The sequence below is a fragment of the Pedobacter sp. BG31 genome, from assembly GCF_042464845.1.
Classification (GTDB): Bacteria; Bacteroidota; Bacteroidia; order Sphingobacteriales; family Sphingobacteriaceae; genus Pedobacter; species Pedobacter suwonensis.
The window spans coordinates 21366-43402 of sequence record NZ_JBHNZK010000024.1 but is presented as its reverse complement, the minus strand read 5'-3'; the positions used below and the strand labels follow the sequence as shown (position 1 = coordinate 43402).

18 protein-coding genes are annotated in these 22037 nt (G+C 39.4%); 4 read left to right on the top strand and 14 right to left on the bottom strand.

Annotated features, from left to right (window positions below; translation table 11 throughout):
• Positions 1–21 precede the first annotated feature (21 nt).
• The 6 genes from ACFE6N_RS21140 to ACFE6N_RS21115 all read right to left on the bottom strand — a co-directional run bounded on the left by ACFE6N_RS21140 (position 22) and on the right by ACFE6N_RS21115 (position 7180).
• Positions 22–243: a hypothetical protein gene (locus ACFE6N_RS21140; RefSeq protein ID WP_378939799.1), complete on the bottom strand. Its 222-nt coding sequence runs from the start codon at positions 241–243 to the stop codon at positions 22–24.
• Between the two features lie 596 nt (positions 244–839).
• The gene (locus ACFE6N_RS21135; protein WP_378939797.1) at positions 840–1160 is read right to left on the bottom strand and encodes a hypothetical protein; all 321 of its coding nucleotides are present in this window, start codon (positions 1158–1160) and stop codon (positions 840–842) included.
• Entirely contained in the window at positions 1150–1281 is a 132-nt protein-coding gene (locus ACFE6N_RS21130; RefSeq protein WP_378939795.1) for a hypothetical protein, read from the bottom strand. The genes ACFE6N_RS21135 and ACFE6N_RS21130 overlap by 11 nt, the downstream gene beginning before the upstream one ends.
• A gap of 296 nt (positions 1282–1577) precedes the next feature.
• The gene (locus ACFE6N_RS21125; RefSeq protein WP_090987655.1) at positions 1578–2441 is read right to left on the bottom strand and encodes an OmpA family protein; all 864 of its coding nucleotides are present in this window, start codon (positions 2439–2441) and stop codon (positions 1578–1580) included.
• A 73-nt stretch (positions 2442–2514) separates the two neighbouring features.
• Complete coding sequence (locus ACFE6N_RS21120; RefSeq protein WP_378939792.1) at positions 2515–5025, bottom strand: beta-L-arabinofuranosidase domain-containing protein; 2511 nt, start codon at positions 5023–5025, stop codon at positions 2515–2517.
• A 172-nt stretch (positions 5026–5197) separates the two neighbouring features.
• Positions 5198–7180 carry a sialate O-acetylesterase gene (locus tag ACFE6N_RS21115; RefSeq protein ID WP_378939790.1) on the bottom strand — a complete coding sequence of 661 codons (1983 nt, stop codon included), beginning with the start codon at positions 7178–7180 and terminating at the stop codon, positions 5198–5200.
• A 220-nt stretch (positions 7181–7400) separates the two neighbouring features.
• On the opposite strand from ACFE6N_RS21115, the gene ACFE6N_RS21110 reads away from it, so the two are divergent.
• The gene (locus tag ACFE6N_RS21110; RefSeq protein WP_378939788.1) at positions 7401–7733 is read left to right on the top strand and encodes an RNA recognition motif domain-containing protein; all 333 of its coding nucleotides are present in this window, start codon (positions 7401–7403) and stop codon (positions 7731–7733) included.
• 231 nt (positions 7734–7964) lie between these two features.
• Here the strand turns inward: ACFE6N_RS21110 and ACFE6N_RS21105 are convergent, their stop codons facing one another.
• The 3 genes from ACFE6N_RS21105 to ACFE6N_RS21095 are packed head-to-tail and all read right to left on the bottom strand — an operon-like array spanning position 7965 to position 11906.
• Positions 7965–9641: a sodium/sugar symporter gene (locus ACFE6N_RS21105; RefSeq protein WP_378939786.1), complete on the bottom strand. Its 1677-nt coding sequence runs from the start codon at positions 9639–9641 to the stop codon at positions 7965–7967.
• 40 nt (positions 9642–9681) lie between these two features.
• Complete coding sequence (locus ACFE6N_RS21100) at positions 9682–10833, bottom strand: galactokinase (RefSeq protein WP_378939784.1); 1152 nt, start codon at positions 10831–10833, stop codon at positions 9682–9684.
• Positions 10834–10844: 11 nt separating this feature from the next.
• Positions 10845–11906: a UDP-glucose--hexose-1-phosphate uridylyltransferase gene (locus ACFE6N_RS21095; RefSeq protein WP_378939782.1), complete on the bottom strand. Its 1062-nt coding sequence runs from the start codon at positions 11904–11906 to the stop codon at positions 10845–10847.
• A gap of 159 nt (positions 11907–12065) precedes the next feature.
• Here ACFE6N_RS21095 and ACFE6N_RS21090 point away from each other — a divergent pair, with 159 nt between their 5' ends.
• Both ACFE6N_RS21090 and ACFE6N_RS21085 read left to right on the top strand, forming a co-directional pair.
• Entirely contained in the window at positions 12066–12764 is a 699-nt protein-coding gene (locus ACFE6N_RS21090; protein WP_378939780.1) for an NrtR DNA-binding winged helix domain-containing protein, read from the top strand.
• A 90-nt stretch (positions 12765–12854) separates the two neighbouring features.
• Positions 12855–14666: a glycoside hydrolase family 15 protein gene (locus tag ACFE6N_RS21085; protein WP_378939777.1), complete on the top strand. Its 1812-nt coding sequence runs from the start codon at positions 12855–12857 to the stop codon at positions 14664–14666.
• A 1-nt stretch (position 14667) separates the two neighbouring features.
• On the opposite strand, the gene ACFE6N_RS21080 is transcribed toward ACFE6N_RS21085, so the two are convergent.
• Positions 14668–15438, bottom strand: coding sequence for an SDR family NAD(P)-dependent oxidoreductase (locus tag ACFE6N_RS21080; RefSeq protein ID WP_378939775.1), 771 nt, complete (start codon positions 15436–15438; stop codon positions 14668–14670).
• A 179-nt stretch (positions 15439–15617) separates the two neighbouring features.
• On the opposite strand from ACFE6N_RS21080, the gene ACFE6N_RS21075 reads away from it, so the two are divergent.
• Positions 15618–16148 (top strand): OmpA family protein, encoded by a 531-nt coding sequence (locus tag ACFE6N_RS21075; protein WP_378939773.1) that lies wholly within the window; start codon positions 15618–15620, stop codon positions 16146–16148.
• Between the two features lie 357 nt (positions 16149–16505).
• Here ACFE6N_RS21075 and ACFE6N_RS21070 read toward each other — a convergent pair whose 3' ends face one another.
• From ACFE6N_RS21070 to ACFE6N_RS21055, 4 genes are all read right to left on the bottom strand, one after another.
• Positions 16506–18341 carry a glycoside hydrolase family 35 protein gene (locus tag ACFE6N_RS21070; protein WP_378939771.1) on the bottom strand — a complete coding sequence of 612 codons (1836 nt, stop codon included), beginning with the start codon at positions 18339–18341 and terminating at the stop codon, positions 16506–16508.
• A 109-nt stretch (positions 18342–18450) separates the two neighbouring features.
• Positions 18451–19569: a glycoside hydrolase family 43 protein gene (locus ACFE6N_RS21065; protein ID WP_378939769.1), complete on the bottom strand. Its 1119-nt coding sequence runs from the start codon at positions 19567–19569 to the stop codon at positions 18451–18453.
• Between the two features lie 77 nt (positions 19570–19646).
• Positions 19647–20894: a DUF2264 domain-containing protein gene (locus ACFE6N_RS21060; RefSeq protein ID WP_378939767.1), complete on the bottom strand. Its 1248-nt coding sequence runs from the start codon at positions 20892–20894 to the stop codon at positions 19647–19649.
• Positions 20895–20909: 15 nt separating this feature from the next.
• Entirely contained in the window at positions 20910–22037 is a 1128-nt protein-coding gene (locus tag ACFE6N_RS21055; RefSeq protein ID WP_378939765.1) for a glycoside hydrolase family 88 protein, read from the bottom strand.

The window sequence follows — 22037 nt, the reverse complement described above, 5'->3', positions numbered from 1 at the left end:
TGTTAGGTAAATATATTAACCTTAAATTATTCCGTTTGCTAATTGAACATTAACGGCCACCAAGCCGCGAGCTTGCAACTCAATTTCAAAAACTATTTTCGAATTTAAAGTAATCTGATCACGTACATTATCTAATTGAAAATGAATATCCTGTTCGTTTTCATCAACAATGATCCCCTGCCCATTTTCAAAGTCAATCTGGATAACATCTCCTTTCCTATTCGCTACCATTACAGCATTCATTTTTTATAAATAACGGACAATTATAATTAGTTTGCATATAATTAAAAATACACAAATCTATTTTTTGAGTAATTTTGATTTATGTGTGATACAGTTTTTGTTACTAAAACGAATTAATGCAAGCAAATAGGCAATTCCATATGAATAAAAATATCTAACTATATTTTTTTCCACAAAAAACTGTTCTACGACCTGTTACTACAATAAAAAATCTGTTTTGATAAAAAATAAGCCGATCTTATGCACTTTATCAACTGTATTAATTATCCCTACTATGAAAAACCTCACGCCAACTCCGAGCAACACAGAAAAAATTGTCTGATGATCAGAAGAAACCTACCAAAGTTATCTGGCAACCGATTAAGTGTAAATGATGAGATACTAAAGTCAACTATGAGCTCCACTAAATATATTACACTGAACCAGATTACTGCTTGATTGAGTGAACAAAAGCAAATGATGAGTATTCCCTGATTTTTGCATGAATTATCAACTTTATTTAACAGGAAAGTCGTCTTTCCCAGGCATGTGGGGATCTTAACACCATAGGTATTAAGATCCCCAATACATGAAGCAATTCTAATATTGGCAACGTTTTAGTATTTTAACCTCGCAGCGCAATAAGCCAATAAATGGGTTGATTCTTTTGATATTTTCTTTTGACCCAGACGATCTTTAATATTGTTAACCGCATATTCAAGCTTTTCTTCTAAAAGATCGAGCATAGCCATAATATTTTCAGGCGCTACAGTTAATGATAAAATAGGATAATATCTATTTTCAAGATCTTTTCTCTGCGTATTTGTCGCTAAATCCAATGTCCATTCTTCTTTTGCCGAAAAACCATATTCGTACCTGGTGTTATTCAATTCGTATAAAAAAACTTTTGCCTGAACTTTCTGATCGTTATTTGCCATTTTTACCTGTTTTTTTGGCGAAGGGGTCAATTTCTGCTTTTGCCGTTTTGCCTTTTCCCGATTGATAATCTGAGGGTGCCTTTTTACTTACACTGGCCTCTTTCTTTTTGTCTCTACTCATAAAATTAATGTTTACTGTTAGCTAAGACCAATCATCATTGCTTAAACAATTCGGTGGTTGGAATAAGAAATACTCATCTAATAAAATTAGCGGATACTATAATGGTTACATCAGCGAGAGAAAAGAAGTAATTGTATTACCGATATAAACAAATATACATTTATTAAATGGTTAGAACAGTCATAGAAGTCTGGTTATCAGGATATATTTTTTATTTAATTATCAAAAGAACGGTATTGCCAATAAAAAAGGGTCGAAAAATTAATTCCAACCCTTTACATGCTATTATTTAAGCGCTATTTTTGAGATTGTTCAGGCGCTTTCCCAATCAGATCCATGAATTGGTCTAATTTAGGGGTGATGATAATCTGTGTACGTCTGTTTTTTGCTTTTCCACCTGCTGTTGCATTATCAGCAATCGGGTTAAACTCCCCACGTCCACCAGCAGTTAAACGTTTAGGATCAACAGCATACTTGTTCTGCAACACCTGCACTACAGATGAAGCACGTAAAGCACTTAAATCCCAATTGTTACGTATATTCGGCTGAGAAATAGGCACATTATCTGTATTACCTTCTATCAATACGTCATAAGTATCGTAGTCTTTAATGATCTTGGCAATCTTGCTCAAGGTTTCGCCGGCTTTATCTGATACTTCATAACTGCCAGATTTATATAACATATTATCGGCTAAAGAGATATACACCACACCTTTAAGTACCTGTACGTCAACATCACCCAATTCTTCGCGGCTTAATGAACGCGTCAGGTTATTGGTTAGTACCATATTAAGGGAATCGCTTTTATTTTTGGCATTTACCAGTTGTTTGATGTATTTATTAGAACTATTAATTTCATCAACCAGTTTTGAAATATTTACATTCCCTTGGCTGCTGGAATTTAAACATTTGTTCAGTGCTTCCTGTAATGCTGCTACGTTAGCCTTTTCTGATGCAATCTGCTCTTCCAAACTTCTAACCCTGCTCGTACTTCCGCTAAGTTCACGCTGACTATCCTGGTATTTATTGCTAAGTTCCTGATTTCTCTCTCTTAACTTCGAATAGGTATCCTGAAGCTCGGCATATTTTTTATTGCTCACACAACCTGCAGCAAGCGCCAGGGTAAAGAGCATTATGGGAATTGATTTGTATAATTTCATAATATTACTTTATTTATTATTACTGCATCAGCAAATTTCTTGCCGTAATGTTTTAAGTGATTATGAACTGACGTTAAATGATGTTAATTTTTACCGAATCAAAGCTTGCCAATGCCTTATATGTTCTTAATCCTATACTTCCAGACTGATATTGGCTGTCTGATGCCGAAAGTACAGGCCTGGCAGATCCGTCTACAAAAACATCGAATTTGGAACCCTTAGCTACTATCCTTAAGATATACACTTTATTCGTCTCAACAGGGTATTTTTTTGAACCTATTACCGTCCATTTTCGCCCGTCGGCTTTTCCGAACACTATGGTTCCATTAACCTGATCTAAACCTACATAATAGCCCTGGTAAGCATCCGGACCAATGGCAGGTTTAGCCACCCTGAACATTAACCCGGCATCGCCTTTGGTATCGATCTTAACTTCTGCCTCGTAAATAAAATTCCTAAAGTCTGTATCATTGGCTACGTATTTAGACCCGTTTATACCAAAACCACCAGAACCAGGATTGGAAGAAACTTTCATTTTACCATCTTTCCAAAACCAGCCACCGCCATAAAAAACCCAATTGCTGGCCATCCCCTGATCAAAATTCTCAACTAAGGTTCTATTTATCATTTTTGGTTGACCGATTACGGGAAAACAACTTAAACGGATATTTTCAGAACCGTAAGGCACCAATACAATTTCCTCAGGCTTTTCTACAGACGCAATCGGACTATAGGGCACATCAAAAGCAGCCGCCTTATTGTAATCTAAGCCCCATGAGGGAATCTTTTTAGCCAAAACCTTTATTTTAAGCGGTGAATCGGCTGCTATAAAAGGATTTTCCGGCATTTTTGATCTGAACAAACTCGCCTGGTTTAGACCATTTTTATCAATCATTAAGCCATAATTCCATGCCGATTGTGGATGGATTTCATAATCGGTAAAGCCTGCAACAGCATGCGTTTTTGTCACCCTGTTTTCGGCCTTAATTTCTAAGGCATAAACAATCGGGCCACGCTCCACACTTACAGAATTATTGACCTGTTTGCTGGTAATGATTTCCATTGGAAAGTTAAGTTCCAATTGATCTTTATTTTCCCATTTCCGTTTTATGGTAAACATTTCTCCAGCGTTTACTCCCCCTAAGATAACACCGTTCAACTTAATGCTTGGCTTAACACTCCAGGCCGGTATTCTTAAAATCAATGGAAAAAACTCAGGATCGACAAGCCCTACTTTTAGTCTGATCTGCTCTTCAAAGGGATAATTGGTTTCTTCTGTAATTTTTATCTTTCTGTTTCCGGCAACCATCGTTTCTATTTCCATAGGGCCATAAGTAATGAATGCCAAACCGTTCTCTGGTGTGGCCACAACACTATTTTTCACATAATATGGCCATCCCATGTGCATGTTATAGCGACAGCAACCAAAGCCCGAGTATGGGCTGGAAACAATTCCGGAGGCATAATCCTGATTAAAGCCGTGTTCACCATATATACTCTGTACCTGGTTGGGTAAGGTGTAATAAGAATGGTTTTTAAAATCACGGCTAAACTGAGCAGGTAAAGCATTAAAAGCAACTTTTTCCAGCTGATCTCCAACTTTCACCTCATGAACAACCCTGGCAGCCGTTTCTAAACTCTGCATCCATTCTACCACCGTACAGGTTTCTACACCTTCTATGCTACTGTTACCGGCAAGAAATTCTGTTCCAGAACCTAAACCTTCTGGCTGGCCGTGGTCGTGCATAATGTGGCTGATGCCCTTCGTAAATGCCTGAAGGTTACCGGGCGAATCTTGAAGCTGGGCGTAAACTACGGGAAATTTTAAAGCCTGCGCCACATTAACCATATGTTTTGGCTGAAAATCGTCACCAAAAAAGTAAAATCCGTTGTTGGTGTAAATATCGATCCACGGATAGGCCTGTTGTTTTAACTTTTCTAGAAGCTTTAACAAATAATTTTCACCGGTTTTATTGTAAAGCCAAATGGCAATTTCCATGTTATCACCTGCTCTTGCTTTAGCCCACTCACTTAAAGGATTGGCATCGAGGTGATCCAGTTCATATTGAAAGTACTTTGAAAGAAAAGGAATAACCCTTTTATCATTGGTGGCCTCATAATAACTTTGCAATGCATACATCATTGGCATACGTGGCCACCAGTCTTTCATTTTAGGAGGACCAAATAATCCATTAGCCTGCTGGTTATTCAACGTCCAATCGATATACTTCTGCGCTTTCGCTTTTAGCATGGGATCATCTAAAGTATAGGCCAGCGCAACCAGGCCTTTAACGTAATAAGGTACGCGCTCCCAGCTGCTACCCTCCCCGCCTAACCAATCAGTATTTTTGCCCAGATTGTCTTTTTCCGGATACAACTCTTCGGCCATGCCTGTTGCCCCATCTCTTTGCTGCTCCAGCTGCTTTAACAACCAACCCTTAGCCTTGATACTGCCTAAGGGCAATTGCACATAAACCTGCTGTTTTAATGGTGCTTTATTAAATTCAGTTAAGCTTTGTGCCCTTGTGTATTTAATTGATAAACCGGCCAGCAGTACACATAACGGGAATATTATTTTAGTCATAAAAGGTATATTGGTTAGAAATTTATAAGGTAAAACTAACAAATCTGCACAACTAATAAAACGATTTAGTATAAAATATCACGAACCGCATATCGCAGGTAATCCGATAAATTAACCCCGACAACTTATACGAGATAAATTGTTGGGGTTATTTAAAAACGTTTTTTTTAATCTATTTTTTGCCAAAGGTAATCCCAGGCCAGGCATCTGTTCTAAATGGCGATGCGGGTAAACCATCATTACTCACCAGGTTACATACGGGATTGTTTCCCCATGCAAAACGAACGGCAACGGGATTTGCTACCTGATCATTACTGACGATAATCTGGTTCCCTTTAATACTTGCTTTGGCCCAGTAAAATTTCTGATCTGCGCCAGCAATTGCAAAACCAGTTGGCGCTGCTCCATCTGCTGTTTTTAATCCATTTTGGCTATTGCCAAACGATAATATGATTTGTTTTCCTTCAATTTTATTTGACTGGTAAATAGGGCCAGAATAATTTATTTTTTGTCCGTATGTTTTAGCCAGGGCAATTAAAGCCAGCCTCCTGCCTACCTCCTGTTTATTTTTAGGGTGGATATCTTTTGCGTCGCCGATATCAATAATCGTGGCCATGCCTGTATTTGGCAAAGCCAGTGTTTTTTGCTGCGCCTCTCTTAACTCGGCCCATGCAGAAGCCGTTGGCTTTTGATCAATCTGCATATAATTGGCCAGCTGTACGAAATAGAAAGGAAAATCGCCCTGTCCCCATTTCTGTCTCCAATCTTTAATCATCGTCGGAAATAACGTGCGGTATTGGTAAGCTCTATCGGCGTTCGATTCGCCCTGATACCAGATCGCTCCTTTAATGGAAAATTGGAGGTAAGGATGGATCATGGCGTTATACAAAACAGTTGGTCGGTTAGGACCATTCTCTTCATATGGCTTCGGCTCAATATTTTTAAAGTTCAAACCTATTTTATATTTCCATTCGCCGGCCAACGAAATCTTCTCCGTTCCATTTGTTAAATTTAAGTCCTTGGCATTACCATATAATCCGCCACCGCCGCCACTATCAAAAACCCTCACTGTAATGATGTTTTCACCAGCTCTGAGCAAATCAGCAGGTATAGCATAAGTTCTTTCAACGTTATATCCTGCAGTTTCGCCAATTTTCACACCGTTAATAAAGGTAACATCGTTATCATCAACAGTGCCCAAATTAAGTTTTGCTCCTTTTGTTTTCCAGTTTTCGGGGAGGGTAACCTTTTTTGTAAACCATACTACTCCATCGAAATCTTTAAGTGCGGCATCTTCCCATAAGGTTGGCAACGTCATGTTTTTCCAGCTATCACTCTCTGGTAATGCCCATTTCATCGTCCCATTTTGATTACCTGAATCTTTATCAGTAGTGATTTTCACCCATTTCAACAATTTATCTTCGTAAGAAGTTGACGATGTGTTTTTAGCCATTTTCTGTATCTGATCAACTGCTGCCGAAAAATCTGACATCTTTTTTAACGATTCCGCACTCGTCCAGGCCTCTGCCACTGTTCCTCCCCATGAAGTATGGATCAGGCCGATTGGAATTTTAGTTTTTTGATACACTTCGCGGGCGAAAAAGTATGCGGTAGAAGAAAATCCGGTAATATATTTGGGGCTACATTCCTGCCAGCCGCCAAAAGCCACTTTAGCGTCGTTAAGCGGAAAATTACTGGTAACATGTTCTGCCTGCAGTAAACGGATGTTGGGATAGTTTGCTGCTGCAATTTCTTTTTCGCCATTGAGGATTTTGCCCCAACCTGCCAGCGGCATTTCCATGTTCGATTGTCCGGAGCAGATCCACACATCGCCAATTAATACATTATTGAGTACCAATAACTCTCCATCTGATATGGTGATGGTATATGGGCCACCATAACCTGGTGTTGCCACTTTAAGTTTCCAATTTCCATTGGAATCGGCAATAGCGCCATAATTAATTTTGTTCCATGATACCATTACTTTAACGGCTTTACCTGCATCTGCTTTGCCCCAAATTGCGGCATTTGTTTTCTGCTGTAAAACCATATTATCACTAAAAACCGAAGGCAATGATATTTTTGCTTGTGTAAATGGTGATATGAAAAGTAGTGATGAAATGATGATTAGGATGCTTAGCTTGCGGTTGCTCATATTTTGAACTGTTTTTTGGTCATTAGAAAGCTAATGTACGTTTTATCTAAGTTAACATCAATATTTTTAGTCACTCTTCACCAAAAAGTTATCATAAAATTGGGCAATTTAGGTAAAATTTAGTTTGGGTAAGCGCATCATTTTACCTATTTTGCAAGCCTAAAAGAACAATGTAGCTTTTAATAGTAAAGCCTTAAGTGTTCCCTAAAATAAAATATTAATGGTTAAGATTTTCATAGGTGGCCTTCCTGACAATATCCAAGAAATGGATTTGGCAATTTGGGTTAGCCTTCATGGTAGGGTTGAAACAATTAAAGTAGTTCGTGACAGGGCTACGGGAAAATGTAAAGGCTATGCATTTCTGGAAATTTACAGTCTTCCTGACGCCAAAAATATCGTATCTACCTTAAATGGAGAAACTTTTAAAGGTAATGTAATTACAGTTAAAATATCTGAGGATGAAAGTGGTGCTAAAACACCAAAGCCAAAAACAAATCCAAACTCAAACCCAAACCCAAATTTTAAGAGTAAAAGACCCAGGTTACAACGTTAATGATCTCGTTGTCTATTTTATATCTATTCCAATAAAACTTCAAAAGCTTTTTAAACAGGAAGCGAAAAATATAACGATCAAATCATTAGCTTCAACCGGGCAGACTTAGAGGAAAGATCCTGATCAATTTAGCAGGAGATTTACCAGAACAAGATGTCCTGATAAGTGGATAAACCTTGACAATCTTAAGGCATTGCGCACATTAAAATTGTCAAGGTCAATAACTAATTGCTACCAGTATACGCTATACAGCGCAACCAATAGCCCGATAATGATTAAAGCACCAACCGCAAAACCCCGGCTTGTTTTAAACATTTTAGCATCAATGGCCAATCCTTTAGCTTCGGCCTTAGCTTTATTGCTTACCAAGCTAATGATCACCATACCGGTGATACAGAATACAAATACAAAGCCCATCCGGTCTAAAAACGGAATTTCGTATACACCATCTGCGTTTTTGACAGAAAAACCCATTCCAGCTAACCAGGACAGATCGGTTACTATTGGTAAGAATTTAAGTAAAACTGATAAACCGAAACCACCTATTGTAGCAAATAATGCGGCTGCTGATGTAGTCCTTTTCCAAAAGAAGCCCAAAATAAACATGGCAAAAATACCCGGGGATACAAACCCGGTATATTCCTGGATATATTCAAAACCACCTTTCTTATCTATCCCCAAATGAGGCGCAATCAATACACCGAGAATCATGGCTACAATGATAGAAATCTTGCCTGTTGTAACTAAATTTTTCTCAGAGGCATCTGTTTTTAATACTTTTTTGTAGATATCTAAAGTAAAAATGGTGGCAATACTATTTGCTTTTCCTGCCAGTGAGGCTACAACCGCAGCAGTTAGCGCAGCAAAAGAAAGTCCTTTTAATCCCGCAGGTAACAAGTTCAGCAATACCGGATAAGCACGATCAGGCACAACAGAACCACCTTGAATCATTTCAGATTGGAACACGCCATCTTTATATAGCACATAGGCGGCTATACCAGGCAATACCACAATGATAGGCATAAGCAATTTTAAGAAAGCAGCAAAAAGAAGACCGCCGCGGGCAGTTTCTAAATTGGCACCCAATGCACGCTGTGTGATGTACTGGTTGCAGCCCCAATAATTCAGGTTTACGATCCACATACCGCCAATCAATACACTTAACCCTGGCAAGTTGATGTAATTTTCGTTATCTGGCTTAAAAATCATGTGAAAATGCTCAGAAGCCTTAGTCGTCATTAAGCTATAACCTTCAAATACGCCGCTTGTACCATAATGTGTGGAAACCAGGTTCAATGCCAGATACGTTGTTGCCAAACCACCTAAAATCAGGAAAAATACCTGAATTACATCCGTATAACCGATTACTTTCATCCCGCCGAGGGTAATGATGATAGCAAAAACGGCAATGGCATACATACAGAACCTAAGGTCGAAACCAGAAATACTGCTTACGGCCAGGGCGCCCAGGTAGAGAATAGAAGTTAAGTTTACCACCACATACAGCAATAACCAGAAAACAGCCATAATCATCGCAACGGTACCATTATAACGTTGGTGCAAAAACTGCGGCATGGTGGCTATCTTATTTTTTAAATAAACCGGTATAAAAAATACAGCTACAACCACCAAGGTTAGCGCACCCATCCATTCGTAGGTGGCGATGGCCAATCCCATTTTAAAACCTGAGCCACTCATCCCGATAAACTGCTCTGCAGAAATGTTCGATGCAATTAAGGAAGCGCCAATTGCCCACCAGGTTAAAGAACCTTCAGCAAGAAAATAATCTTTAGAACCGGTAGATTCTGACTTTTTCTTGTTGTAAATATAAAGCCCGTAAGCAGCCACAATAACGAAGTAAATTGCAAAGACAATGTAATCCTTCGTATCTAATAAATTGTTTTTCATTGATTTATTGGGTTAATATCCCAGTTGGGTTATTTAGTTTTTAATTGAATAAACTGGTTCCATTATCGGTTTGAACAATATAAGCATCCAGCTTGAGGCCGAATTGCAATAAATATTTAGAAGACAGTTCTTCGATCAAATCTGCTATTTTCTCTTCTTTAACGATATTAATGGTACAACCACCAAAGCCACCGCCCATCATTCTGGCACCTAACACTTCATCCAGCGGTTTAACCTCTTCCACTAAAAAATCCAATTCCTTGCAGCTTACTTCATAATCTTTGCTTAAACCTTCGTGAGTTTCGAACATCAGATGCCCCAAACCGTGCAGATTGCCATTTACAAGTTGCTCAGCCGCGGTAAGTAAACGCCCGATTTCTTTAACTACAAAACTGCATTTTGTAAACACTTCCTCATCTTTTGGCTTAACATGTGCTTCCAGCATTTCAAGAGTTACGTCCCGCAACGTATTTACGTTAGGGTAATGCTCTTTTATCCAGGCTACACCTTGCTCGCATTGTGCCCTTCTTTTGTTGTAGGCTGAATCGGCAAGCGCATGTTTTACATTGGTATTTAAAAGTAAAAGTTTATAACCATCTAACTTCAGCGGAATATAGCTGTGTTGCATTGACCGGCAATCGAGCATGATGGCCTGATCTTTTTGGCCAAATACAGAGGCAAATTGATCCATAATACCACAGTTAACACCAGCAAAAGTCTGTTCGGCTTTTTGTGCAACCAAAGCGATATCCAGTTTTGGAACCTCAAGCGAAAAAAGCTGATCGAGCGCAAAACCTGTTGCACACTCCACAGCTGCTGATGACGATAAGCCTGCACCCAACGGTACATCACCATCAATATAAAAATTAAAACCTCCTAAAGCATACCCTCTTTCTTTTAGCTGATCGGCTACACCTAAAATATAGTTTGCCCAGCTATTTTCTGATTTCTGTAAATTCTTTATGGATGATATATCAAACTGCTGGTAACTTTCTGAAAATAAATGAATTTCGTCATCCTCTCGTTTCGATATGGCAACATAGATAGCCTTATCAATAGCAGCAGGCATTACAAAACCACCATTATAATCGGTATGTTCGCCAATAATGTTAATCCTTCCCGGCGAGCGAACCAAAATGGGTTCGGCATTGAAAAGTCTTTTAAATGTACTTCTTAAATCTTGTGCATTCATTTATTAAAATTTTAATCTTCAGCCTTGCTGGTTTTATAGTGTATAGTAGACATTTCTTTAAGCCGGTTTGCTGCAAACTCTGGCGTAATATCGCGCTGAGGGTTGGCAAGCATCTCATAACCTACCATAAATTTTTTAACCGATGCTGAGCGCAACAAAGGCGGATAAAAATGCATATGCCAATGCCATTCCGGATAATCTCCATAATTTACAGGCGCCTGGTGCATACCTGCCGAGTAAGGGAAAGAAGTTTCGAAAAGGTTATCGTATTTGGTTGTAAGGATCTTAATGGCCTCGGCTAACGATTTCTTTTCTGCAGCAGAGAAAAGTTTAATGCTTCCTACATGCCTTTTGCTGATGATCATGGTTTCATAAGGCCATACTGCCCAGAAAGGCACCAATACTGCAAAATGATCATTCTCAAATATGATGCGTTCGTTTTTCTTTTGCTCTAGCTTTAAATAATCAGCAAGTAAACTTCTTCTATGGATGGCATAGTAAGTTTTCTGACGATCGGTTTCCTTGGCAATTTCCATCGGCACATCACCCAGCGACCAGATCTGACCATGGGGATGTGGATTACTACAGCCCATTATTTCGCCCTTATTTTCAAAAATCTGAATGTATTTAATCCACTCGTTGCCAGCCAGACTGTTAAACTCCTGCTGCCAAACATTAACTACAGCGGTTATGGCTTCTACACTCATTTCGGGAAGAGTTAAATTATGCTTAGGGCTAAAGCTGATTACCCTGCAAAGCCCGCGTTGGTTTTTGGCTACCAACAAATCGTCTTCGTTCATCTTTCCGGCTGGTGTATCTTCCAGCAGAGCTGCAAAATCATTGTTAAAAACAAAGCTATCTGTATAGGATGGGTTGCTATCTCCGTCTGCCCTTCCGTTTCCAGGGCATAAATAACATTTTGGATCATATTCCGGGCGGTTATCTGGGGTAATGTCTTCAACTTTACCTTGCCATGGCCTTTTAGTGCGATGCGGTGATACCAGAACCCACTCACCGGTTAATATGTTGAGCCGGGTATGCGGATTATTGTCAAGTTCGAATGTTTGGTTCATTTTATATTTTCAACTGGTTAGAAAAAAGAAGGCCACATAGCCTTCTTATCCAAGGCGCCAAATTATAAAATTATTATTAATTGTCAAAAAGACAATTAATAATAATTTTTATTTTCGTAAAAATTTGAACATATTAAGCCCTTTAAACCTTAATAAAAAATGATTGAATATTCCAGGCAGCCACATTATCTTGTAGCTGTTGATTGCATCGTGTTTGGATTTGATGGCGAACACCTTAAGATTTTGTTGGTAAAACGTGGCCTAGAACCCGAGATCAACAAGTGGAGTTTGATGGGTGGTTTCGTGGGGCCTAGTGAAAGTCCGGACGATGCAGCAAACCGGGTACTTAAAAAAATGACAGGTTTAGAAGGTGTTTACCTGGAGCAGATGCAGATTTACGGGGAACCTCATCGTGACCCGATTGAAAGAACACTTTCTGTCGGCTATTTTGCCCTTATTGACATCCACAAATATGAGGCGCAATTAAACGACGATTATGAGGCCGAATGGTTTTTGATCAACGATAGGCCCAAACTTATTTTCGACCATAACCAAATGGTTGCTGATGCCCGTAAAAAATTAAGGTACAAAGCGGCCTTACACCCTATACTGTTCGAAATGCTGCCTAAAAAATTCACCATTCCACAGCTGCACATCCTTTTTGAAGAAGTAAATGATACTAAAATAGATACGAGGAATTTCAGCCGGAAAATTACTTCTACGGGATTATTGATCAAGCTGGCAGAGAAAGATAGAACGGGTTCCAAAAAAGGCGCATTCTATTTCAAGTTAGATAAGAAAAAGTATGCCGCCAATGCACAGGCCTTTTTAAGCCTGGTACCAAACTTAAAGGTGTAGCTTATTTTTGCATTTTGTAATGCCTATTATCAGGGCGATAAAACAAAAACCAGCCCTTATTCCTTTGCTTAGGTAAATTATACCTTAAATATGGCAAAGCACAGAAAACGACCTTTCCAGCCAATAGAAAACTATGGCGTTATCGGCAACCTTAAAACTATAGCGCTGGTGTCACTAAATGGCTCAATAGATTTTTTGTGCGCACCAAAATTCGATTCTCCCACCGTTTTTGCCTCGATGCTCGATTCGGAAAAAGGAGGTTATTTCTCGGTTGAACCACAGCTTGAAAACTCTACCAGCAAACAACTTTATTTACCGGGAACAGCGGTGCTGCTTACCCGTTTTTTCGCCGAACAAGGCATTGCAGAGCTTAGCGATTACATGCCGGTATCAAAGGAAACTGATTTTCCCAGCGCTATTGTACGGCAGATCAAATCCATCAGGGGCAATATAACTTTTAAGGTTTTCTGTGTACCGGCTTTCGGCTACATGAAAAGTGAGCATACGGTTTGGCATGAAAATGATGAACTGGTATTTTTTTCCGAAACTGAAAAACTAACCTTAAAACTAAAATCGGATGTGCCGTTACATATCAAAAAAGGAACTGGCTATGCTGAATTTACCCTAAAGGAATCGGAAACGGCGCACATCATTATGGAAATTATTCAGGATGATAAAGTTGCCGCTGATTTAGCCCATTATAAAGCACATGGTTATCGCAAAACCGTAGATTACTGGCGTGAATGGATCAGTCAAACCACCTATCAAGGCCGTTATGATGAAATTATAAAAAGATCGGCAATTACACTGAAGTTGCTTACATCGGCAGAATTTGGTTCGGTAGTGGCCGCACCTACTTTTGGACTGCCTGAGACGATTGGTGGAAACCGTAACTGGGATTATCGTTTTACCTGGATCAGGGATGCCGCTTTTACCATGTATGCATTTTTAAGGCTGGGCTTTTTTGATGAGGCTACCGCGTTTATAGACTGGATATTTAACCTTTGTCAGAAAATAGACCTGCAACTGGTATATCAGATTGATGGCAATACGAAAATAAAAGAAATAGAAGCCGATCAGTTTGAAGGTTACCGCTCGTCGAAGCCCGTACGCATTGGCAATGAAGCAGCCAGTCAGTTACAGATTGATATTTATGGAGAACTGATTGATACGGTTTACATTTACAATAAATCACATAAACCAATTACCTACGAATTCTGGAAATTGATCGAAAAACAGGTTCAGTGCGTAATCAAGCAATGGAAAAAACCTGATCACGGCATCTGGGAAATCAGAAATGAGAAAAAAGAGTTCCTTCACACCCGTTTAATGTGCTGGGTAGCAATGGATAGGGCAATTAAAATTGCCGAAAACCGATCGTTTCCCTACCCGGAGCAGGAATGGCACGGTATCCGCAGCGAAATTTATAAAGATATTTATCATAATTTCTGGAATGAAAAGTTAGGGGCATGGGTTCAGTATAAAGGTGCTACCCACGTAGATGCCAGTGCCTTATTGATGCCGTTAACACATTTCATTTCACCGTTGGAACCACGCTGGCTTTCGACCATGAAAGCAATTGATAAAGAATTACTGCTGGATGTATTGGTTTACCGATATAAAAATGGCATGACTAAAATAGACGGACTACAGGGCGAAGAAGGCACTTTTAACATGTGTTCTTTCTGGTTTATTGAAGCATTGGCCAAAAGTGGAGAACTGGAACGTGCGGTTGAAAATTTTGAAAAGATGATCGGTTATTCCAACCATCTTTTCCTCTTTAGCGAAGAATTGGGGCAAAAAGGCGAACACCTGGGTAATTTTCCACAGGCCTTTACACACCTGGCTTTAATCAGCGCAGCTGTAGAACTTAATAAACAACTGAGCCGCAAAACGGGTTAGCCTATTGCTCTTCGTAATGATAGGTCAATCCACCATCGACATAATAAGTTGATCCGGTTACGTAAGCGGCATCATCAGAAGCAAGGAAAGCAACCACGGCTGCCACTTCCTCTGGTTTACCCATTCGTTTTAATGGAATATTTTGAAGCACTTTTTCCAGTTGTTCTTTATTGTCTAATAAATCCCGGTTAATTGGTGTTGCAACCGCGCCGGGCGCCACATTATTGATCCTGATGTTAAACTGTGCTAATTCTGAAGCAAGATTTCTGGTGAGCATCATTAAAGCACCTTTACTGGCACAATAGGCAGCAAAATTTGGAAATGCGATTTCTTCATGTACAGAACTCATGTTGATTACCGTTCCTGGTAATTTGTTTTTTCTACAGTAGTTTACAAATGACTGGATGCCAAAAAAAACACCTTTTAAATTTGTATTCATGATCAGATCATAATCCTCTTCTGTAACCTCCCAAAAACAGGCATTTTTTTCTACGCCCGCGTTATTGACCAAAATATCTAAATGGCCAAATACCTCTACAGCATCGTTGATCAACTTGATGGCTGCATTTGCTTTACTTAAATCAGCTTCTAAAAAAATTACCCTTCTGCCTAAATCCTTTATATCTGCAATAAGCTTCTCACCCCTTTCATCAAACTTATGTCCGTTCAATATAATATCACAGCCATCTTTGGCCAATCTTAAGGCACATGCAGCGCCAATTCCCTGGCTGCTTCCGGTAATCAAAGCGATTTTGTTTTTAAAACGGTCCATAATAACAGGTTATAATAAATAAAGGAATTAGCGATAAATATGTTTGCGTAAAATGGAAGTAAATTAATATGATTAACAGATGAAATATAAGCTCTTTGAAAAAACATCGTTTTAGCTATAATCATTTATTAGTATGTTTGGGCAACAAACACACAATAAACATAAATTAATCTTAAAACATGAACATTACCAAAAACCTTTTATTTACCACGCTTTTGGCGTTGTTTACGCTTACTATGTATTCTTGTAAAACGAAGAAACTGGCTGCAAAGCCTGCTCCGAAACCCGTTGAAAAAGCAGCGCCACCAGTGGAAGCGGAAAAACCAGCGCCTGCTCCCGAGAAAGAAGAAACTCCGGAACCGGTTGAAAAACCAAATTTTAACTTAGATAACATTCAATTCGAGTTTAACTCATTCGTACTTAAAACATCATCATTCCCTATTTTGGATAAAGCGGTTACAGAGATGAAAAAATCGCCGGACACGAAATTTATCCTCAATGGCTATTCATCTGCTGAAGGGACGCCCGAACATAACATGCAACTTTCTGTAGACCGTGCAAACGCCGTAAAATCGTACTTTATAAATGCTGGTTTAAATGGAAATAACTTTACTGTTGTTGGCCATGGCGAAAAAAATCCCATCAGCAGCAATAACAGCGAAGAAGGCAGGATACTGAACAGAAGAACTGAAATAAAGGTTCAGAAATAGTTATTAAACATCAAATAGAAAAGGGCCATGGAAACTTAACCATGGCCCTTTTCTATTTACAGGCAGTCATTTTCACGAACTTTTTTCTGATTATTGCCCGGAGAGTTAAGCATGGTGTCTCTATGGATTTCCTAACTTATAAGTTATATTAATTAGATAATCAAAGCGAGTCAGAGACTCTTTTCCATTCTTTAATCCGTAGTGCCCTTTGGAACACTACGGACAGGAAAACCAGGTAATAAAGACCCTGAAACGAGTTCAGGGTGGCGACGATAGCATGGTCCGGAGATTCTTTTTCTATTCATTAATCTGTGCTTGCTTTTCGATACACTACTGTTTAATGAATTTTATAGGTGCCTAATCCACATTAATTTTTTTAAGCGTGTTTAAAATCGGCTGATCAATCGCCTTTAAAGTATTTTGATCTGGTTTAAGCAGTTCGAGAACAGAAATTTCATTTTTGCCTTTTTTCAACCATTCCTGTGGGACATAAAGTGTTTGTTGCGGACCAATTGCCCAGTACTTTCCTAAGTTGTGGCCGTTAACCCAAACCACTCCTTTGCCCCAATCGGTCATATCTAAATAAGTATCGGCTACCGTTGAAATCTGAAAAGATCCTTTTTGTAATGTTGGACCATATCCGTTTGCTTTTGATTGACGGTTTGCGGCTACCCGGTCGTTGCTAAAAGGAAAACCATACATAGCCCAGCCTTTAATCTCAGTACCTTCGAAAGTTACCTGCTCTGTAATTCCTTTTTTATTTTCAAGCAGATATTTCCCGAAATTTATACGACCCATATTCTCCACAAAAATATCAAGTTGTACCTCTCCCGCTGGAAGATCTAACGATAAGGTATTCTGATTTAGCCTGCGGTCTAAAATACCCACTCTTTTTTGATTAATAAAAACGAGTGCATAATCTCGCAACTGTTTAAGCTGCAACTCACCTTTTCTACCCCCTTTAATGGTAGTACGATACAATACATAACCATAATCCTGACTCAGATCTTCGAAAGTTAAAGGGGTGTTATTTTTTACAGCTTTAGGCAGCGCGTTAAATAACGCTACTTTAGTCTCCAATTTAAATGGTGCAATGGCCATGCTAGGTTTTGCCGTTGGAACCGGAGGTAAACTTTGTCCTGCGGGAAGGTGTTTCTCGATCACACTTCTAAACGCCTTAAATTTTTCGGTTACATTTCCCGCTTCATTTAAAGGTGCATCGTAATCATAACTGCTGATTTGTGGCTCATAAGGTGAGGTATCTTTATAATTGGCACCATTCATAAAATCCCGGGTGGTACCTCCGTGAAACATGTACATATTGATCGAAATACCTGCTGCTAAAACAGAATCTAACTTTTGGGTATATTGTTCAGCCGGAACGGTATGATGAGGAGTTCCCCACCAATCGAACCATGCAGGATACCATTCAGCAATAAAATACGGGCCTTTGCCACCGTGATTTTCATTTACCAGCTGTCTGATTTTAGACGGATTATCGATTCCGTTCAGTGCAGGCAGTAATCCATCTAAATGTCCATCCTTTACATCTGCAGCAGGATCGCAGGTGTAAAGTAAGCCATCAAAGCCTGCTTCTATAAACATTTTCCTGTTGATATCTAAATAGTTTTTATCGGCAGCATAAGAACCATATTCATTCTCTACCTGTACCATGATGATGTTACCGCCGTGGTTAATTTGCAATGGTGCCAATTGTTTACCTACTTCAATAATATACTTTTTATATTCATCTAGATATTGTTTTTCAGTACTTCTTACCACAAGACCTTTTTCAGTTTGCAACCAATAAGGGTAGCCACCAAACTCCCATTCTGCACATACGTAAGGACTTGGTCTTAAAATAACCCATAAACCTTCCTGTTGCGCAATTTTCACAAATTCTGCAATATTGTTGTTGCCTGAAAAATCAAACTTGCCTTTTTGTGGTTCGTGCAAATTCCAGAACACATAGGTTCCAATGGTATTTAAGCCCATGGCTTTGGCCATTTTCATACGTGCCCGCCATGCTTCTTTCGGCACACGAGGGTAGTGCATCTCACCAGATATAATCTGAAAAGGTTTTCCATCCAATAAAAACTCTTTTTCTCCCAGCTTAAACGTATGTTTAGCTTGCTGCGCAAAAGCCGATAAGGAGCAACATAGCGCCACCAGCCATAGTAATTTTGCTTTCATTTTTTTGTTAAAGTTTGTTTAGAGATGACCGGAATTTTAGGCAAAAAAGTTCTATTTTACACATTTCTGTGCAATCCGGTCATCTGGTTTATATAAAAAATTTGTTTTTTTACTTTTTAAACACGCTCAGATCCCACTCATCCGCCCAGTTTATCGAGATCTTATCATTTTCAAATTTAACCGGCAACCATAAATAACGCCCGTCAATTGCATTTTTGGGTGCCCATTTATCTGCCATCAAAATAAATTCTCCCTTTTTTCCCGGTACCGGTAATACGTGTGTACTCTGTCCGCCAAAGGTTATATTAGCGCCTTCTCCCTGGCAAGGGTTTCCCATATAATTCCAGGGTCCCCAGATACTGCTCGCTTTGAACCATCTCGCTGCATTTGGTGCCCAACCTGTACAGCCTGAACCAATCATATAATAAGTTCCGTTTTTCTTGAATAATGCTGGTGCTTCAGTTTGATGGCCAACATAAATTCTGATAAATTTTCCGGTATGCCCCAAATAATCGGGCGTTAACTCAGCTAAGTGCAATGTCAGATTCTCTTCAGAAGAAAATACATGATAAGCCTTTCCATCATCGTCCACGAAAACAGTCATATCCCTTGCCATCTGTCCGCCAGGAAAATCCCTGCAGAAAAAGCCATCGCTTTCATTGGCTGGTTGCTGGCAGTTTACCATATCTTTTACATCTGTGCCTGCTGCATAAAAAGGCATTTTTCCAGGATTTGGACGGTAACTCTTGATAAACGTATATGGTCCGGTCGGACGATCAGCTACAGCTACGCCAGATCTGGCTGCTGCATAACCTTTACCTAAAAGCTCTAAATGAAACCACATCACAAACTTTTTGGTTTTCTTGTTGTACACCACTTTCGGTCGTTCGAGAATACAGCCTTTGGCAATATCACTCGTTAAATCGTTAGAAACCGGCAGTGCTATACCTTCATCTTTCCAGTTGTACAAATCTTTTGATGAATAGCAATGTACGCCTACCTGTGCCGTATTTCCAATTTCTCCTTCGATTTTATGCTCCCCAAACCAGTAGTAAACACCTTTATACGCTACAATTCCACCGCCATGGGCATTGATATGTACGCCTTTGTCATCTTTCCAAATTTTACCAGGAGTAAAAGAGGTATAGGTTTGCTGCGCAGAAACATAACCGCTTAATCCCAAACTGAGGGCGATAAATCCTATAACAAAACTGATTTTCTTATTCATTACTTTATAAACTAATTTTTAACATTCTAAAAAAGGTGTTTCCCCTTATCAATTTCAATTGTGTATCAAATTTTTATCTATTTTAAACTTGCACTATGATCATTCTCGAAATTCTCGCCGCTCCATATCTTTTGCGCGCTCCATTTCTCTGCCGGATTCGCCCAAAAGGGATCCGAGGCCGGTAAACCTAAAGGCAAAAAGATATTTGATGCGATATACGGACTGCCCTGATTGTTATAAAAATCACCGAGATTGGGTTGATCGCCGTACAAACCTATGGTTAACCAGCCATTTTTATAGGTTGAAGGGCTTTCCAAAGTTTTTCTGATTACAGCTGTTAGCGCACAACGTACCTGCGCCGGACTTAACTGTTTAGGCAAGGCTTTACGCCAGGCCATATCAGCAAGGTGGTGAAATGCAGCTCCCCTGTAAATGATGGAGCGACCAGTAGCCGGATAAGTACCGTCGGCATTAATTAATCTTTCCTGAATGATGGCATAGCGCTCATTGCGCTTTTTAACTTTTTCGAACATGTCTTTATAACTGTTCGTTTTGGTCCCGATGATATTGGCCAACATAGCCAGATACGGATGGATAACATAACTATTGTAATAATCGAAGGCGAATGAGGTCCCGTCGGTATACATGCCATCGCCAGTATACCATTGTTCCATTTGCTGCAGCGCGTAATCAACACGCATAGGATCCCAATTGTATCCAAATCTGGCTAAAAAAGCCTCATTCAACGCTGAAAACAGCAGCCAGTTTGAAAAAACAGGTTTAAATCTTCTGGTGGTTACAATAGATTGCATCATCAGTTCCTGATTTTTCTTGTCCAGGTTTTCCCATAACCAAGGCGCACGAACCAAAGCAAGCGCTATGTAAGAAGCATCTACCAATTGCTGCCCGCCAATATCAAAGTTCATGAAATCTCTGGCATTAGAATCCAATGCATTTTTCAAGCCTTTAATGGCCCACTCCCGGTATTGCTTCCTTAAAGCCACCTCTTCTACTGAGCCTCCCTCTAACTGCAACCATGGTGCGATACCGCTTAAAACCCTACCTAAAACCTCCACATATTGTACTTTAATGCGGTGGTCTCTATTATCAATATGGACTGACGTAACTTTAGGCATGGCGATTCTCAAACTATCTTCAGCCAGATTATATAAAACGGGTCTCACCATCCTATCCATCTGTTGCAACCAAAATTGTCTATCCGTTAATGCCGTGCCCTTATTATTTCTGGTTTTTTTCTGGGCAAAAACAGTGTCACCAGCCCAAATCATTATTAAAGCAATAATTAAAATATTCTTAATTCTCATTTTTAGCAATAAAATTTATTGTTTGTTTGATAAATAGCGGTACATTTCACTACCGGCCAACAAAAATGCCCCTACGCCAAAATTTGCCGTAGAATTTAAATCAACCACCTGACCGGGGATAGCCTTTTCTCCTATTGGCTGTACATAACCCACTTTTCCATCAGGTTGCAATGCGGTTTTAGTTAAATATGACCAGGCTTTCTGCGCAACAGGTAAATAGGTTTTCTCTTTTAAATACCCATTATTTATGCCCCACAATAAACCATAGGTAAAAAATGCGGTGCCACTGGTTTCGGGTCCTGGCGCATGTAATGGATCGAGGATACTTCTTGTCCAATAGCCGCTTGTTTGCTGGCTTTTGGCAATTGCCTTTGCCATACTCCGGTATTTGGTTAGGTATTCATTCCGATGCGGATCTGTAAGCGGCAAGTCTTTCAGCACTTTTGCCAAACCTGCAAATACCCAACCATCTCCTCTTGCCCAAAAGTCTTTTTTACCATTGACAGTTTTATGTTTGGGATAAACATATTTGGCATCGCGATAATAAAGCTTTTCCTTCTTATCATACATAATGCTGTTGGCATACATAAAATATTCATACAGTTTATCCAGGTATTTTTGATCACCGGTTACCTTGTAAAGTTTAGTCATCACCGGCATTACCATGTACAAACCATCTGCCCACCACCAATAATCTTTGTTGGGCGTACCCATTTCATATTCCATCACCTCTTTTGCCCGTGCAATTTTATATTCCTGGGGTTTTAAGCGGTATAAATCAATATAAGTTTGAAAACAGATCTGCCAGTCGCCAAATAATACATACTCATCTGTTTCGCCATATTTATATTTCCAATTGGACTTATCTGTCGATTTTGCGCCCATCCATTTGTTGTACACAGCCCAATCTTCCGAATATTTTTGATAGGCTTCATTTTTCGTCACCTCATAGGCCGCCATATTACCGGTATGATAAGCCGCGTGATCCCAAAAGGCGCTCACTTCTGGTTTATTGTGATGTTGCCAATAAGTATTTGCGCGGTTAATCACTTCCAGCACTTCTTCTTTTGACAGTTGATTTTGAGCATTTACCGTCAGATTGATCAAGAAAAAGGTAAAGAAAAAAACTTGATGTAATTTCAT